A 17055-nucleotide genomic window follows, 5' to 3' on the forward strand; every position below is an offset into this window, starting at 1 on the left:
CTTATGACGGGTCGAGCGGAATGGCTTGACCCCTTAAATGACAGTTGTGTAAAAAGGGTGTCAGGGGAGGATCAGATCTGTGATCGAAGATATGTATCCGTTGGCGCCCGTTCAGCAGGGCATGCTTTTCCACGTCCTGGAAGCGCAATCGGACAAGGGTGTCTACTGGGCGCAGGGGCTCTACGAGTTCGACGGCGTCCTCGACGTCGACGCCATGCGACGGGCCTGGGCGCAGGTGGTGCACCGCCACGCCGTGCTGCGCACCGGCTTCGTGTGGGAGGGCGTGCCCGAACCGCTCCAGGTCGTCATGAGCGACGTCCAGGTGCCGTTCGAGGTGCACGACTTCTCGGGCGTCGACGACCAGCAGGCGGCGCTCGACGACCTGCTCGCCCGCGACCGCGCCGAAGGCTTCGACCTCACCAAGCCGCCGCTCATGCGCGTGCACCTCATCGACGACGGCACGAGCCACCACCGCATGATCTGGGCGCTCTACTCCGGACTGTGCGACGGCTGGAGCGTGCCCGTCGTCCTCGAAGAGGTCGGTGCCACCTACGACGCCCTCTGCCGCGGCACGACGCCCGACCTCGAACCCGTCCGGCCCTACCGCGACTTCATCGCCTGGCTCGCCAAGCGCGACCGCGCCGAGGCCGAGGCGTTCTGGCGCGGCTACCTCGCCGGCTTCGACGCCCCGACGGCGCTGCCCGTCGACCGCGCGGTCCGCGACCACTGGGCCCAGGGCCGCCGGCGCGTCGAGCTGCCGCAGGACCTGACCAGCTCGATCATGCACCTGGCCCGCCGCCGGCACGTCACGCCGTCGACGATCGTCCAGGCCGCCTGGGCACTGCTGCTGTCCGCCTACTCCGGCGACGACGAGGTCGTCTACGGCCTCACCGTGTCCGGCCGCCCCGCCGACCTGCCCGGCGTGGAGTCGATGGTGGGCGTCTTCATCAACACGCTGCCGGTGCGCGTGCGGGTGTCGTGGGAGTTGTCGTTCGCCGACTGGCTGGACGAGCTGCAAGCCGGCCAGATCGCGGTGCAGCGCTACGAGTTCACCGCGCTGTCGGACGTCAAGCGCTGGTCGGACCTGCCGCGCGGCAGCGGTGTCTTCGACAGCATCGTGGTGTTCGGCAACTACCCGCAGGCTCTGCTCGCCGAAGAGGAGGAGAGCGACGACGAGGACCGCTTCGGCGCCGTCGACTCCATCGAGCAGGTCAACTACCCGATCGCGTTCGCGGTCGACCTCGAGGACACGCTGAAGATCGAGGCCGAGTTCTCGACCGGCGCGTTCGACGAGAGCACCGTCGACCGGCTGCTCGAGCAGCTGCAGGCCGTGCTGACGAGCGCGGTCACCCGTCCCGATCGACCCGTGCGCGCGGTGACCGCCGCGCCCGCCCTCGGCTGGGGCACCGGTCCGGCCTTCGACGAGCCGTACGTCGGTCTGGCCCAGCGCTTCCGCATGGCCGTCAACGACTTCTCCGGTCAGGTCGCCGTCCGCGGTGGTGGTGTCGAGCTGACCTACGCCGAACTGGGCGAGCAGGTGGCACGTGTGGCATCCGGCCTGCGCGCCGCCGGTGTGCGAGAGGAAACCCGCGTCGGGCTGTGGTTCGAGCGTTCGGTCGACCTCGTCGTGGCGGTTCTCGCCGTGGTGCAGGCGGGTGGCGCGTACGTGCCGCTCGATCCGGCACTGCCGCACGGCCGGCTCCGCGACGTGATGACCGCCGCCGGCGTCGACCTGGTCGTGTCGCGGGGCGACTACGCCCTGGACGCGCCGCGCCTCGGCGTCGTCGAGCCGGCGGACCTCGCCACCGCGCCCGCCGAGTGGCCTGAGCTCGCCGCCCTGCCGGGACGTCTGGTCTACACGATGTTCACGTCCGGCTCGACCGGCGTGCCCAAGGGCGTCGAGATCGCCGAGGAAGGTGTCGTGCGCGTGGCGCTCGACCCCGCGGTGGCCGCCGCGCCCGGCGACGTCGTGGCGCACATGGCCGCGGTGTCGTTCGACGCGTCCACGTGGGAGATCTGGACGGCGTTGCTCGGCGGTGCGACGCTGGCCGTCGCTCCGGCGAACCTCGCCGAACGCCTGGACGTGGCGAAGCTGTACGCCGAGCACGGCGTCACGGTGTCGTTCATGACCACCGGGTTGTTCCACCAGCTCGCGGACACCGACCCCGCCGTGTTCTCCGGGCACCGCCTGGTGCTGGCCGGCGGCGAGGCGATGTCACCGGTCCAGGCCCGCAAGGTGCTCGACGCGAACCCGGCCGTGGCGATCCACAACATGTACGGCCCGACCGAGTCCACTGTGTACGCGTCGTCGCACGACATGCGCGCCGGACGCCTCGGCCCGTCGTCCGTCCCGATCGGAACGGCGTTGCGGGGCCTGCGTTTCCAGGTGCTCGACCGCTGGCTCCAGCCGGCCCCGGTCGGCGTGCCGGGGGAGCTGTACATCGGTGGCACCGGTCTGGCGCGCGGCTACGCGGGCCGGCCGGACCTCGCCGCCGAACGCTTCGTGCCCGACCCGTCCGTTCCCGGCGCCCGGATGTACCGGACCGGTGACCTGGTGCGCTGGGGTGCCGACGGCGCCGTCGACTTCGTCGGCCGCACCGACGACCAGGTGAAGATCCGCGGGTTCCGCGTGGAGCCCGGCGAGGTCGAGCACGTGCTCGCCGGCCACCCCGGCGTCGCCAACGCCGCTGTGGTCGTTCGCGAGCTGCAGCAGGGCAAGCGGCTCGTGGCGTACGTCGTGGGCACCGCCTCGCCCGCCGAGCTGCGCGAGTTCCTCGCCGGGCGGCTGCCCGAGTTCCTCGTCCCGTCGGCGATCGTGCCGCTCGACGAGCTGCCGTTGAACAGCAACGGAAAGCTCGACAAGCGAGCACTGCCGCTGCCCGACGCGCCGGAGTCGGCGTCGTACGTGGCACCGGGCACAGACGTCGAACGCACCCTCGCCGCCGTGTGGCAGGACGTCCTCGGCGTCGAGCGCGTCGGCGTGCACGACAACTACTTCGAGCTGGGCGGCGACTCGATCGTCAGCCTGAAGATCGCAGCCAGGGCGCGGGAAGCCGGCCTGGAGCTGAAGATCGCCGACATCTTCACGCACCAGACCGTCGCCGAGCTCGCCGCCCACACCGGGGTCGCCGCCACGGAGGCGGCTGAGGTGAAGCCGCTGGCGGACCTCGAACCTCTCCGCGAGCGGGTGCCGGGTCTGGTCGACGCCTACCCGTTGTCGCCCCTGCAGCAGGGCATGCTCTTCCACGTCCTGGAGGCGCCCGCCGACACCGCGGTGTACTGGGCGCAGGACGTCCGCGAGATCCGCGGGCCGCTCGACGCGGCCGCCCTGCGCGAAGCCTGGCGCACGGTCGTCGGCCGGCACCCCGCGCTGCGCAGCGCGTTCGTGTGGGAGGGCGTCGAGGAACCGCTGCAGGTCGTGGCCGGCGAGGTCGACGTGCCGTTCGAGGTGCTCGACTGGACCTCCGTCACCGACCCCGACGCCGCGCTGGACGAGCTGCTCGACGCCGACCGGCGCCGTGGCTTCGACGTCACCACCGCGCCGTTGCTGCGGGTGTACGTGGCCGACCGGGGCGACCGCCAGTGGGTCGTGTTCACGTTCCACCACCTGTACCTCGACGGCTGGAGCATCCCGCTCGTCTGGGACGAGGTGATCGCGGCCTACCGCGGCGAGCCGCTGCCGCCGGTGCGCCCGTACCGCGACTACATCGCGTGGCTGCGGGAGCAGCCCCCGGCCGACGACTTCTGGCGCACGTACCTCGACGGCTTCACCTCGCCCACCGCGCTGCCGGTCGACCGCACCACGCGGCTGCACTGGGAGCAGGGCAGGCGGCACCGCGAGCTGCCCGAGACCGTCGCCCTGAGGCTGGAGGACCTGGCCCGCCGCGAACGCGTCACGATCAGCGCCGTCGTGCAGGCGGCCTGGGCGCTGCTGCTCGCGTCGCACAGCGGTGACGACGACGTGGTCTTCGGCCTCACCGTCTCGGGTCGCCCCGCGGACCTGGCCGGCGTCGAGTCGATCGTCGGCCTGTTCATCAACACGCTGCCGGTGCGGATCGCCGTCCCCGGCGACCGCACGCCGTTCGACCAGTGGCTGCGGACCGTGCAGACCGGCCAGGTCGCCGTGCAGCGGTTCGAGCACTCGCCGCTGGTCGACATCCAGCGGGTGGCGGGCGTGCCGAGGCTCTTCGAGAGCATCGTCGCGGTCCAGAACCTGCCCGGCGGCGCCGACGACGGCGCCGACGGTGCCGACGGTGGGGACGAGTTCGACTCGCCGGCGTTGCTGGAGCAGGGCCGCTACCCGCTGAAGCTCGTCGTCGACGTCGACGGTCAGCTCGCCCTGCTGTGCGAGTACTCGGCGGGCGCGTTCGACGACGCCACCGTCGAGGCGCTGCTGGACCAGCTGGAGCTGATCCTCATGACCGTCGCCTCCGCTCCCGGCACGCCCGTGCGGGAGGTCGCGCTGCTGGACGCCGGTCAGCGCGCCGAGGTGCTGTCGTGGAGCACGTCCGAGCCGCGCGAGCTGCCTTCCGCACACCTGGCGGCGTTGTTCGGACGCCAGGTGGCCGCCCACCCGGACCGGGTGGCGCTGCGCGGCGGCACCGAGTTGACCTACGCGCAGCTCGACCGCCGGGCTGCCGGGGTCGCGGAGCAGTTGCGGGGCCTGGGTGTGGGCGTGGGGACGCGGGTCGGGCTGCACCTCGACCGGAGCGCGGAGCTGATCGTCGCGATGCTCGGGGTCGTGGGGACAGGTGGCAGCTACGTGCCGCTGGACCCGGCCCAGGGCACGGCACGGCTCGGGCAGATGGTGAAGACGGCCGGGGTGGAGCTCGTCGTGACGGCGGGCGGGTGGCCGGAGTCCGAGGTGCCCGGCGTGCGCGTGGTCACCCTGACGGACGCGACGGCCGAAGGCCCGCTCCCCGTCACCGGTGACGCTGCTGACGAGCTCTACGTCCTGTTCACCTCCGGCTCGACCGGCGTCCCCAAGGGCGTGTCGCTCACCCACGAGGGTGTCGCCAGGGTCTGCACCGACCCGGCCGTCCGCGTCGAGCCCGGCGACGTCGTCGCGCACCTCGCCGGCATCGGCTTCGACACCGGCGCCTTCGAGATCTGGCTCGCGTTGCTGGGCGGAGCCACCCTCGTCGTCGGCCCGGCGGACCTCGCCGAGCGGATGGACGTCGGGAAGTTCCTGCGCGACAACGGCATCACGGCCTCACTGCTCACGACGGGCCTCTTCCACCAGCTGGTCGAGACCTCGCCCGACGTGCTCGACGGCCTGCGCCTGCTCGTCGTCGGCGGTGACGCCCTGCAGGCGCAGCACGCCCGCACGGCCCGCGAGCGCCGGCCCGGCCTGCGCATCGTGAACGCCTACGGGCCCACCGAGACCACCATGACGTGCACGATCCACCCCCTCGGGGAGATCGGCGCGCACGTGCCGATCGGCCGGCCGTTCGCGGGCATGCGGGCGTTCGTGCTCGACCCGTGGCTGCAGCCGGTCCCGGCCGGGGTGGCGGGCGAGCTGTTCGTCGGAGGTCCCGGTGTGGCACGCGGGTACGTCGGCCGTCCGGACCTCACGGCCGAGCGGTTCGTGCCCGACCCCACCCGGTCCGGCGCACGCCTGTACCGCACCGGGGACCGGGCGCGGTGGAGGGCCGACGGCACGCTGGAGTTCCTCGGCAGGGCCGACGACCAGGTCAAGATCCGGGGCTTCCGGGTCGAGCCCGGCGAGGTCGAGGCGCTGCTGAACACGCACGGGGACGTGCGTGCCGCCGCGGTCGTCGCCCTGGCGTCCGGCACCGGCAAGCGCCTCGTGGCCTACGTGGTCACGGACGCCGGAACGGCGGAGCTGCGCGCGTTCCTGCGCGGGCAGCTACCCGACCACCTGGTGCCGTCGGCGTTCGTGACGCTCGACGCGCTGCCGCTGACCGCCAACGGCAAGCTCGACCGCCGCGCCCTGCCCGAGCCCCCGGCACCGGAGGCGGACGGCGCGTACGTCGCCCCCCGCACCGAGGGCGAACGGGCACTGGCCGGCATCTGGGAGCGGTTGCTGGGCGCCGAAAGGGTCGGCGTGCACGACAACTTCTTCGAGCTGGGCGGCGACTCGATCGCCAGCCTGCAGGTCGTGGCGCGGGCGCGTGCCGCGGGTCTCGGCCTCGCGGTCGCGGACCTGTTCACCCACCAGACGGTCGCCGAGCTGGCCGCCGCGGCGACCGCCCCGGCGCAGGTCGAGGAGGGCCCGGTCACCGGACCGGTGCCGCTCACGCCCATCCAGCGGTGGTTCACCGGTGCCACGATCGACGACCGCGACCACTGGAACTGGTCGGGACTCTTCGAACTGGCACCGGACGTCGACGCCGGCAGGCTCGCGGAAGCGCTGAACACCTTGGTGACGCACCACGACGCCCTGCGCACCCGCCTGCACCACGGGCCCGGCGGCTGGCACCAGCGGATCGCCGAACCGGGTGAGGCGGCGAGGTTCGCGGTCGTGCGGGGCGACGTCCGGCACCACATGGACGAGCTGCAGCGGTCGCTGGACCTCGCCGAAGGCCCGCTGGTGGCGGCAGTGCTGTTCGACCGCGGCGACGCACCGGCGTGGCTCGGCCTCGTGGTCCACCACCTGGTCGTCGACGGCGTGTCGTGGAACGTCCTGCTGGAGGACCTCGACGCGGCGTACCGGGGCGAACCGCTCCCGCCGAAGACGACGTCGTTCCGGCGCTGGGCCGAGTCCGCCACCGCGTTCGCGGACAGCGGCGAGGCGCGCGACGAGCTGCCCTACTGGCTCGACAAGGTCGAGACGGCCTTCACGCTGCCGGTCGACGCCACCGGTGCCAACACCGAGGACTCCGCGGCGGTCGTCGAGGTCGCCGTGGACGCCGGGACCCTGCCCAACGCGCAGGTCCTCGACGTGGTCCTGGCCGCGCTCCACCAGACGCTGGGGGAGTGGGCCGGCACGGACACCGTGGTCGTCGACCTCGAGCACCACGGCCGCGAAAGCCTCGCGCCCGCAACGGACCTGTCGCGCACGGTCGGGTGGTTCACCTCCGTCCACCCGGTGGTGCTCCGGCACGACGACCTGACCGACGGCGCCGGAGTCCTCGACGCCGCAAGGGAAAGCCTGAACTCCGTGCCACGCCACGGAGTCGGCTACGGCGCACTGCGCCACCTGACGGCCGAGGACCCGGAGGTGCGCCGCCTGCGCGACGCGCCGGAACGGCAGATCAACATCAACTTCACGGGCGGGCTCGACGCCGTGAACGACGACGGGGTCAGGGGCCTCGTCGTCGACGAACTACCGGGTGACCTGTGCGGCGACAGCACCAGCGGAGGTGTCCGCCCGTACGCGCTGCACCTGGAGATCGAGCGCACCGGCGGGGGAGAGCTCCTCGTCGAGTGGCACCACAGCACCAACCTCCACCGCACCGAGACCGTGCAGCGGGCCGCCATCCGCTTCCGGCAGGCCGCGGAGGCCCTGATCGCCCACCTGAACAGCAACTGAGGGGGAGCAGTCCTTGTCCACGCCCAAACGCATCTACACGCTGTCGTCGGAAGAAGCCGCCGAGGCCGAGAACCTGACGCTGCGCATCGCCAAGGAGTACTCGGGTCCCGCCGACGAGCAGCTGCTGCGCGACCTGCCGCTGCTCGCCGCCGAACTGCCCGTCGGACAGCGCCGCTTCCTGCGCGACTTCGCGCTCGAGGACGAGCTCGGCTACTGCGTCGTCCGCGGTCACAACATCGACGACGCCCGCATCGGCCCGACGCCGCAGCACTGGCGCGGCCGCCCGAACCCGACCCCGGAGTTCGCCGAGGAGATCCTCCTCCTGCTGCACGGGGCCCTGCTCGGGGAACCGTTCGGCTGGAAGACCCAGCAGGACGCCCGGCTCGTGCACGACATCTTCCCCATCAAGGGGTTCGAGACCGAGCAGATGGGGATCGGCAGCACCGACACGCTCACGCTGCACACCGAGGACGCGTTCCACCCGTGGCGCGCGGACTACCTGCTGCTGGAGTGCCTGCGCAATCCCGACCGGGTCGCCACGATCGTCTCCGAGCCGGACCTGCGCTCGCTCGACCCCGAGCACCTCGCGCTCCTGCACGAGCCGAACTTCCTGATCCGGCCGGACGACTCGCACCTGGCGAAGCACAACGTCACCCAGGGCGTCGACGCCGAGTTCTCCGAGATCGACGAGATGAAGGCCGACGACAACCGCGTCGCGGTGCTCTACGGGTCGCGCGAGCACCCGTACATCCGCATCGACCCGTACTTCATGGAGATCCCGACGGACCCGGCGCCGCGCGCGGCCCTGCAGGCCGTCAGCGACCTGTTGGAGGCGTCCTGCCTGGACGTCGCCCTGACCCCCGGCGACGTCCTCGTCATCAACAACCACCGCCTCGCGCACGGGCGGCAGGCGTTCCAGGCCCGCTACGACGGCACGGACCGCTGGCTCAAGCGGGTCAGCATCACGACCGACCTGCGGAAGTCCCACGAGCGACGCGCCTCGGCGACCGCACGTCTCATCTGACGGATACGGAAGTCATGCCTAACCCGCTCCACGGCCTCCCGCCCACCGCCAGGGGCATCCTCGCCGTCCTCCGGGTACTGCCCCGGGTCAGCCGGCCGCGCACGGTGCTCCTGGCGGGCGGCGTGGTGGTGAGCGCCGTCCTGCCCATCGGGATCGCGGTCCTCAGCGGACTGCTCATCGGCGCGATCCCCGATGCGGCCAGGGACGGCGCGGGCTCACCCGCCGCAGACCGGGTGGGATCCCTGCTCGTCGCGGTCGCCGTCGCGATCCTCGTCGAACGCCTGACGTCCCCGCTGCTGCGGGCCGCGGTGTCGACGCTCGGCCGCGACGTCGACCGGTACCTCCAGGAGGTCGTGCTCACCGCACTGGGCCGCCCGAGGGGCATCGCCCACCTCGAGGACCCCGATGTGATGGACGAGGTCCGCATCGTGCGTGGCCTCGGCATGAGCGCGCACCGGCCGGGCCAGACCGTCGAGGCCCTGCCGGAAGTGCTCACGTCGTGGCTGCGGGCCGTCGGCTCGGCGGCCGTGCTCACCTGGTTCCACTGGTGGCTCGGCCTGCTGTGGCTCGTGGTCTGGCCGATCATCGTCTACCGGATGCAGCGCGACTACCTGCGCGTCGGCGAGGAGGGGTTCGGGCAGAGCGCCCAGCTCCGCCAGGCCGAGTACGCGCGAGACCTCGCGCTCGACCCGGCCCCGGCCAAGGAGGTCCGCCTCTGGGGCGCCCTCGACTGGCTCGTCACGCGGTTCGACACGTTGTGGCAGGCCGGGATCGGCCCCATCCGCAGGGCCCGCCGGCCGCGGCCCGGCATGGTGCTCGGGTCGGCGTCCGCGATCCTAGTGATCAACGTCCTGTCGTACGGCCTGCTCGCGTACGCCGCGGTGGAGGGCGACCTGACGCTCGCCGCCCTCGCCGTGTTCGTGGAGGCGCTGGCGAACGCCAACGAGTACGCCGTCGGCGACGAGCACCTGTACCTCTCGAACGCCGCCGTCACCGTGCCGAAGCTCCTGTCGCTGGAGAAGCGGCTCGCGGACAGCGGGCCACCCCAGTCCGGCCTGCCGGTCGGGGCGGACGTCCCGGCGCGGGAGATCCGTTGCGAAGGCGTGTCCTTCAGCTACCCCGGCAACGACCGTGAAGTCCTGAACGGACTGGACCTCGTGATCCCCGCCGGGAAGTCGCTGGCGGTCGTCGGCGACAACGGCGCCGGCAAGACCTCGCTCGTGAAGCTGCTGGCCGGTTTCTACGAACCCACCGGCGGCAAGATCACCGTCGACGGCGCCGACCTCGTGGGTCTCGACCCGCAGGAGTGGCGCAGGCGGGTCGCGGTGCTGTTCCAGGACTTCACCCGCTACCACCTGCCGGTGCGCGACAACATCGGGCTGGGCGCTCCCGAGCACGCGGGCGACGAGGCCATGCTGCGCCGCGCCGCCGAACGGGCCGGGATCGGCGATCTGGTCGAGTCGCTGCCCAACGGCTGGGACACCGTGCTGTCCCAGGCCTACAGCGACGGCGTCGACCTCTCCGGCGGGCAGTGGCAGCGCGTCGCCCTGGCCCGTGCGATGTTCGCCGTCGAGGCGGGCGCGAGGGTCCTCGTGCTCGACGAACCCGCCGCGGCACTCGACGTGCGGGCGGAAGCCGAGCTGTACGAACGGTTCCTGGACCTCACCCAGGGCCTCACCACGATCATCATCTCGCACCGCTTCTCCACCGTGCGGCGCGCCGACCGGATCGTGGTCGTGTCCGAGGGCCGTGTCGTCGAGAACGGCGGCCACGACGAACTGCTCGACCTCGACGGCCGCTACGCCCACCTGTTCCGCCTGCAGGCGGAGCGCTTCCAGCCGGCGGGAGGCACCGATGCGTGACACCTGGAGGGCTTTCCTCACCACCATCAGCTTCGGCTTCCGGGCGGCGCGCCGGCACGCGGTCTTCCAGATCGTCACGGAGATCGCCCTCGCGCTCACCGGTCCCCTGATCGCCTACAGCGCCGGCAACCTGGTCGACGCCGCCCACGACGGCGACCTGGAGGGCGCGCTCACCGCCGGGTTCGGCATCGCCGCCGCCACCGGCCTGCTCATCGTCGCCCAGTACTACAACGCCCACTGCGTGTTCGCCGTGCTCGAACGCACGCAGGCGTTGTCGGACCGGACGCTGATGCGCCTGCTCGGCGGGATCGGCAGCCTCGCCCCGCACGAGAACCCGAAGTACCTGGACCAGGTCCAGCTCCTGCGCGAGGAGCGCGAGAGCCTCGCCGAGATGACCAACGCGACCGCGGGCCTGATCAGCGCGGTCGTCGGCTTCGGCACCACCGCGCTGCTGCTCGCCGACGTGCACCCCGCGCTGATCTCGCTGGCCCTGCTGGCGTTCATCTCGCTGTGGATCACCAGCCGGGCCAACGACCTCGCGGTGGACGCCCAGGAGGACACCGGCGAGACCGAGCGGTTGCGCCGCCACCTGTTCGACATCGGCACGACCGCCGGCGCGGGCAAGGAGCTGCGGATCTTCGGGCTCACCCGCGAACTGGTGCGCCGCCACCACGAGGTCTCCGACGAGGTGCTGGACACCCGCAACCGCGCGGCCTGGCGCGGCGCGGCGCTCAAGAGCATCGACGCCGTCGTCAACGCGGCCGGGTTCTTCGGCGCCATCGCGCTCGTGGTCTGGCTCGCGGTGCAGGGCAGGGCGACGCCCGGTGACGTCGTCCTGGTCCTCGCGCTCACCATCGAGATGGCCGCCGTCGTCGCCTCGTCCGTCGGCTACAGCGGCGACTTCCTGTGGTGCCTCAAGCAGGCCCGGCGCTACGTGTGGCTGGAGCGGTTCGCCGCGTCCGCCGCGAAACAGCCGGACGAGCCGGTCACCCCGCCCGCGTCGCTGAGCCGCGGCATCGACCTCGTCGACGTCACCTACCGCTACCCCGGCAGTGAGCGCACCGTCCTCGACGGCGTCTCGCTGCACCTGCCCGCCGGCTCGGTCGTGGCGCTGGTGGGGGAGAACGGCGCGGGCAAGTCGACGCTCGTGAAGCTGCTGTGCGACTTCTACGAACCCGACGAGGGCAGGGTCGAGGTCGACGGCGTCGACCTGCGGCGCTTCCCCGTCCCGCAGTGGCGCGCCCGGCTCACCGGTGCCTTCCAGGACTTCGTGGAGCTGCGGTTCGCGGCCCGCGAGAGCATCGGGGTCGCCGACACCGCGAAGATCGACGACGACGCCGCGTTGCGGGGCGCTCTGCGGCGGGCGGGAGCGACGTCCGTCGTGGACCGCCTGCCGCACGGCCTCGACACGCGGCTGGGCCGGGACTGGGACGGTGGCGTCGAGCTGTCGGGCGGCCAGTGGCAGAAGCTGGCGCTCGCCCGCGGCCTGCTGCGCACCGATCCGTTGCTGGCGGTGTTCGACGAACCGACCGCCGCCCTGGACCCGCAGACCGAGCACGCCTTGTTCGAGCGCTTCGCCGAGGCGGCACGGGAAGGCAGGTCGCGCGGCACGGTGACCCTCCTGGTGTCGCACCGCTTCTCGACCGTGCGCATGGCCGACCTGATCGTCGTCCTCGACGGCGGCCGCATCCGCGAGGTGGGCAGCCACGCCGACCTCATGGCCCACCCCGACCTCTACGCCGAGCTGTACGAGCTGCAGTCCTCGGCCTACCGCTGAAAGGAGCCGTCCCGATGAAGTTCGAACCAGCACCTCTCGAGGACTGGATGCGTCTGTACTACTTCGCGGTCGACGACGACATCGGCAGCAGCGGGGTCGAGGACTACTCGCTCGCCGACCTGCGGGCGATGCTCGGCATCGACGCCGCCGAGCTCGACGCCGTGGTGTTCCGCGACAGCACGTCGTTCGGCAGCGAGGAGGTCCGCACCGCCATCGCCGACGAGTGGGGGACCGGCGACCCCGAGCGGGTCATGGTCACGCACGGCGGCAGTGAGGCGATCTACCTCGTGCTCAGCACGCTGCTCGACCCGGGCGACGCCGTCGTCGTCACCGAGCCGACCTACCACACGCACACGTCGATCGCCCGGACCATGGGCTGCGAGCTGCGGGTGTGGCCGCTGCGCCCCGAGAACGGGTTCCGGCCCGACCTCGACGACCTGCGTGCCGTGGTCGGCGGTGCCAAGGCCGTCGTCGTGAACTTCCCGCACAACCCGACGGGGGCGTCGCTCACGCCGGAGCAGCGCGACGAGTTCGTCGCGATCTGCCGCGAGGCGGGCGCGTACCTGGTGTGGGACCAGGCGTTCCGCGAGATGGTCGTCGAGGGTGAACCGCTGGCGGACCCCGTGCACGACTACGACAGGGCCATCTCGATCGGCACCCTGTCCAAGGGCTACGGCCTGCCGGGGCTGCGGGTCGGCTGGGCGATCGGGCCGCAGGACGTGCTGCGCGGCACGCTGGACCTGCGCGACCGCATGACGCTGCACCTCTCGCCGTTGGTCGAGCTGCTCGCCACCCGCGTCGCGCGCAACGCGGGTCTCCTGGTCGGTGTCCGCATGGAGCAGGCCCGCCACAACCTGGGGCTGCTGCGCCGGTGGGCCGCCGACCACCCGGACCTGATCGACCTGCCGGAGCCGATGGGCGGCGCTTCCACGTTCCCGCGGCTGCTCGGTCACGCCGACACCACCGGCTTCTGCCACGACCTCGCCAGGGAGCACCGCACGCTGCTCGTCCCGGGGTCGTGCTTCGGTGACCCGGCCCGCGTCCGGCTGGGCTACGGCGGCCCCACCGCCTCGTTCACCCGAGGCCTCGACACGCTCGCACTCGCAGGGGAGAAAGCCCGTGTTCAGAATTGACCTGTCCGACTCCGACGTCGCCGAGGCCGGCGCCCTGGTCGCGTCGCTGGCCGAGCGCTACCGCACGGTCGAGGACCCGGCCTTCGTGCGCGACGCGACGATCATCGCCCACGAGCTGCCCCGCGCCCTGCGCGCGGGCCTGACCGAGTTCCGCCTGACCGAGCCGCACCCGCTGTGCGTCGTCGGCGGCTACCGGATCGACGACGCCGGCATCGGCCCGACGCCGGCGCACTGGAAGGACTGCGGCGGCGAGGGACGTCCCACGCTCGCCGAGGACCTGTTCTTCTACCTGTGCGCGTCGCTGCTCGGTGACCCCATCGCGTGGTCCACCCAGCAGGACGGCCGGCTGCTGCACGACGTGTTCCCCATCAAGGAGCACCAGTACGAGCAGCTCGGCTCCGGCAGCGAGGAGCTGCTGACGTGGCACATCGAGGACGCGTTCCACCCGATGCGCACGGACTACGTGGGCCTGATGTGCCTGCGCAACCCCGACGGCGTCAACACCACCTACGGCTCGCTGGAGGGCGTCGACCTCCCCGCGGACGTCGTCGAGGTGCTGCGCCAGGAGCGCTTCCCGATCCGGCCCGACCGCTCGCACCTCGCCGCCAACCGCCAGAACGACGAGGAGGACGAGCAGCTGCGCCGCCTGCGCGACCGCAGCTACGAGTGGATCTCCGGCCTGGACGCGAACCCGGAGCCCATCGCGGTCCTGTTCGGCCCGCAGGAGGACCCGTACCTGCGGCTGGACCCGTACTTCATGGAGGTCCCCGCGTCGGACCCCGAGGCGGCCGCCGCGCTGGACGCGATCGTGAAGGCGATCGACGCCAACATCTCCGGCTACGCCCTGAAGCCCGGTGAGGTCCTGTTCCTGGACAACTACCGCGGCACGCACGGCCGGGAGCCGTTCAAGGCCCGTTTCGACGGCACCGACCGGTGGCTCACCCGGCTGAACATCGCCCGCGACCTCCGCAAGTCGCGTGCCCACCGCCGCAGCGCGGACGCCCGCACCATCTACTGAAAAGAGCCGATCGATGCGCACCAGCCCTTTCGACGACGAGGACGGCCGCTTCTTCGTGGTGGTCAACGACGAGGGCCAGCACGCCCTGTGGCCCGCGACGCTCGCCACCGTGCCCGACGGCTGGACCGTCGTGCACGGCGAGGAGACCCGCCAGTCGTGCCTCGACTACGTGAACGAGCACTGGACCGACATGCGCCCGCGCAGCGTGCGCGAGCAGCTCGACCGCGCCGCCGCGCGGCACTGAAGGCGTGAACGCAAAACCCCGCGCCCGGCCGGTCCGGGTGCGGGGTTTTGCGTTGAGGCGCAACAGCTGCTGCGAGTGCGCGCTGTTTACTGCCGCCGTGCGTTCGAGGAGCTTCCGCAGGATCGTCCGCTGGGTCGCCGCCGCAGCAGCGGCGGCGCTCTCGGTGATCACCGTGAACATCTCGCCCGCCGGTGCCGCCGCGCAGGAGTTCCCCTTCTCGGGACCGAACCACGGCTACGCCGGGGCGACGTTCGACTGGACCGGCCGGTGTACGCGTACTTCCTGTTCTGCAACGGAGGACCGCTCGACCTACGACAACCTGTCCGGCCGCAACCCCTACGCCTGAGCGGTCAGCACGATCCTGCCGAAGACCTCGCCCGCGTCCATCTTCCGGTGCGCGAGCGCGGCCTGCTCCAACGGCAGCGTCTCGTGCACGACGGCCCGCAGTTCGCCGCGGACCGCGGCGGCGAACTGCGCAGCCCCCACCGTCCGCCTGTCCTCTCCGGACACCGAATCGGCGCTGAAGGTGCTGAAGGACAACGATTTCCGGAACGCCGCCATCATCCGCGCGCTGACGTCGCCGGGCGGAGGCCCGGCGACGGCGCCGACCACGACGAGCCGCCCGTTGGGGTTGAGCCTGTCGAGGAACGACGGCAGGTCCTGCCCGGCCACGACGTCGACAACGACGTCGTAGCCGTCGTCCGTGGCGCCGGAGCGGCCCAGCACGCGGGTCGCTCCGAGCACGCGCAGCCGTTCACCCCGTGCGGCCGAGGACGTCGTGACCGCCACGGCTTTCGCGCCCCGCCGGGCCGCGAGCTGGACCGTCATGATGCCGATGCCGCCGGACGCACCGCGCACCAGCACGGACTCGCCGGGGGAGAAGCGGGCGTGGGCCAGGCCGAAGTGCGCCACCACCCCGGCGCCACCGAGCGCCACCGAATCCTCGGCGGACAGTCCCGCGGGAAGCTCGACGACCTCGCCGGCCGGCACGACCGCCAGTTCGGCGTACCCGCCCCCGACACCGGTGGGCGCCCACACCCGCCGCCCCACCCAGGACGGGTCGACCCCGCTGCCTGCGGAGAGCACGGTGCCCGCGACCTCCCCGCCGGGCACGTGACCCTCCCGGAAACCGTAGGCGGCGAGGTCACCGCGCCTGATCAGGACGTCGGCACCGCCGACCCCGGCCGCTTCGACCGCCACGAGCACCTGCCCCTCGGCGGGAACGGGATCGGGGAGGTCGACGGCGACCAGTCCGTCCGGCGAGCCGAACGTCTGCACCACAATGGCTTTCACAACATCGACGGTAGATGGACGCACCCGTCCGCTTCGCTAAAGTGAGAGTCATGACAGCGCGTTTGTCCCACCCCGTGCGCTCCGATGCCCGGTACAACCGCGAGCACATCCTCGAAGCGGCCCGCGAGGTGTTCGCCACCGACGGCCTGGGCGCGCCGATGCGCGAGGTGGCCCGCCGCGCCGGCGTCGGCCCCGCGACCCTCTACCGCCACTTCCCGACCAAGGAGGCGCTGGCCACCGAGGCGTTCGCGGAGCAGATGCAGGCGTGCGAGGTCATCGTGCGCGAAGGGCTCGCGGACCCCGACCCGTGGCGCGGCTTCTGCACCGTCATCGAGAGGATCTGCGCCCTGCACGCCCGCGACCGGGGCTTCACCGCGGCCTTCACCTCCAACTTCCCCCGCGCCCTGGACTTCGCGGGGAGCCGCGAGCGGTCGCTGAAGGCGGTCGCGAAACTCGCCCGCAAGGCCAAGCGGACCGGGCGGCTGCGCGAGGACTTCGTGGTCGACGACCTCGTCCTGGTGCTCATGGCCAACGGCGGCATCCGCGCCACGACCCCGGAGGGCCGGGCCGCCGCGTCCCGGCGCTTCGCCGCGATCGTGATCAGGGGGTTCGCGGCGCACTGATCACGTCGCCCGGGCCGGACCGATCCCCGCCACCGCCACGGCGAACAGCCGTCCGGCCGACGCGGCCGGATCGCGGTGGTGCTCGGTCACCATCGCGATCCCGACGATCAGCGACACCAGCTCGACCGCCGTGACGTCCGGCGTCACCGCGCCCTCCGCCACCGCCCGCCGCAGCAGCGGTCCGGCGGCCTCGCTGATCACCGTCGCGCAGGAGTTCTCCCCGACCGGGTCCCCGTCGTGGGCGAGCGCCGTGGCGAGCCCCTTCGCGGTCACGCAGTAGGTGACCAGCTCATCCAGCCACGTCAGCAACGCCTCCCGTCCGTCCGGAGCACCGGTCAGCTCGCGGGCCCGCTCGCACAGCAGCTCGATCCGGTGCCCCAGCACGGCTTCCAGCAACGCCTGGCGGGTGGGGAAGTGGCGGCGCACGGTCGCCGACCCGACGCCCGCGACCCTGGCGATCTGCTCGAGCGAGGCCTGCGCGCCGTGCGCGGCGACCTCCCGCTCGGCGACGGCGAGGATCCGCTCGTGGTTGCGCCGGGCGTCGGCGCGCTGGCGATCGGTCATGACCACCTCGTGGTTGATAAAC

The 17055-nt window shown here is 72.3% G+C and carries 11 protein-coding genes; 9 read left to right on the forward strand and 2 right to left on the reverse strand.

The features are described from left to right. Nucleotides 1-79: 79 nt before the first annotated feature. The 8 genes from BLQ91_RS09605 to BLQ91_RS09640 all read left to right on the forward strand — a co-directional run bounded on the left by BLQ91_RS09605 (nucleotide 80) and on the right by BLQ91_RS09640 (nucleotide 14899). A complete protein-coding gene (locus BLQ91_RS09605; protein ID WP_143022575.1) occupies nucleotides 80-7495 on the forward strand; it encodes a non-ribosomal peptide synthetase in 7416 nt (2471 codons plus the stop codon). A 13-nt stretch (nucleotides 7496-7508) separates the two neighbouring features. After that, nucleotides 7509-8519 (forward strand): guanitoxin biosynthesis L-enduracididine beta-hydroxylase GntD, encoded by a 1011-nt coding sequence (gene gntD, locus BLQ91_RS09610; RefSeq protein ID WP_090096377.1) that lies wholly within the window; start codon nucleotides 7509-7511, stop codon nucleotides 8517-8519. 14 nt (nucleotides 8520-8533) lie between these two features. Further along, nucleotides 8534-10381 carry an ABC transporter ATP-binding protein gene (locus BLQ91_RS09615; RefSeq protein ID WP_090096378.1) on the forward strand — a complete coding sequence of 616 codons (1848 nt, stop codon included), beginning with the start codon at nucleotides 8534-8536 and terminating at the stop codon, nucleotides 10379-10381. Continuing rightward, on the forward strand, nucleotides 10374-12158 hold the full coding sequence (locus tag BLQ91_RS09620) for an ABC transporter ATP-binding protein (RefSeq protein ID WP_090096379.1): 1785 nt from the start codon (nucleotides 10374-10376) through the stop codon (nucleotides 12156-12158). Before BLQ91_RS09615 ends, BLQ91_RS09620 begins: the two co-directional genes overlap by 8 nt. A 14-nt stretch (nucleotides 12159-12172) precedes the next feature. After that, nucleotides 12173-13291, forward strand: a complete 1119-nt coding sequence (gene vioD / locus BLQ91_RS09625) for a capreomycidine synthase (protein ID WP_090096380.1) — start codon at nucleotides 12173-12175, stop codon at nucleotides 13289-13291. Beyond that, nucleotides 13278-14309 (forward strand): guanitoxin biosynthesis L-enduracididine beta-hydroxylase GntD, encoded by a 1032-nt coding sequence (gene gntD / locus BLQ91_RS09630; RefSeq protein ID WP_218130208.1) that lies wholly within the window; start codon nucleotides 13278-13280, stop codon nucleotides 14307-14309. Before vioD ends, gntD (BLQ91_RS09630) begins: the two co-directional genes overlap by 14 nt. A 13-nt stretch (nucleotides 14310-14322) precedes the next feature. Further along, nucleotides 14323-14553 (forward strand): MbtH family protein, encoded by a 231-nt coding sequence (locus BLQ91_RS09635; protein ID WP_090096381.1) that lies wholly within the window; start codon nucleotides 14323-14325, stop codon nucleotides 14551-14553. Nucleotides 14554-14650: 97 nt separating this feature from the next. Further along, a complete protein-coding gene (locus BLQ91_RS09640; RefSeq protein ID WP_090096382.1) occupies nucleotides 14651-14899 on the forward strand; it encodes a hypothetical protein in 249 nt (82 codons plus the stop codon). On the opposite strand, the gene BLQ91_RS09645 is transcribed toward BLQ91_RS09640, so the two are convergent. Next, complete coding sequence (locus BLQ91_RS09645; protein ID WP_425412459.1) at nucleotides 14890-15837, reverse strand: zinc-binding dehydrogenase; 948 nt, start codon at nucleotides 15835-15837, stop codon at nucleotides 14890-14892. The two genes, BLQ91_RS09640 and BLQ91_RS09645, sit on opposite strands and share 10 nt — an antisense overlap. A 59-nt stretch (nucleotides 15838-15896) precedes the next feature. On the opposite strand from BLQ91_RS09645, the gene BLQ91_RS09650 reads away from it, so the two are divergent. Next, nucleotides 15897-16469: a TetR/AcrR family transcriptional regulator gene (locus BLQ91_RS09650; protein ID WP_090096384.1), complete on the forward strand. Its 573-nt coding sequence runs from the start codon at nucleotides 15897-15899 to the stop codon at nucleotides 16467-16469. Here the strand turns inward: BLQ91_RS09650 and BLQ91_RS09655 are convergent, their stop codons facing one another. Continuing rightward, complete coding sequence (locus BLQ91_RS09655) at nucleotides 16470-17033, reverse strand: TetR/AcrR family transcriptional regulator (RefSeq protein WP_090096736.1); 564 nt, start codon at nucleotides 17031-17033, stop codon at nucleotides 16470-16472. Nucleotides 17034-17055 lie beyond the last annotated feature (22 nt).

Origin of the sequence: Lentzea jiangxiensis, from assembly GCF_900104175.1 — a bacterium.
Classification (GTDB): domain Bacteria; phylum Actinomycetota; class Actinomycetes; order Mycobacteriales; family Pseudonocardiaceae; genus Lentzea; species Lentzea jiangxiensis.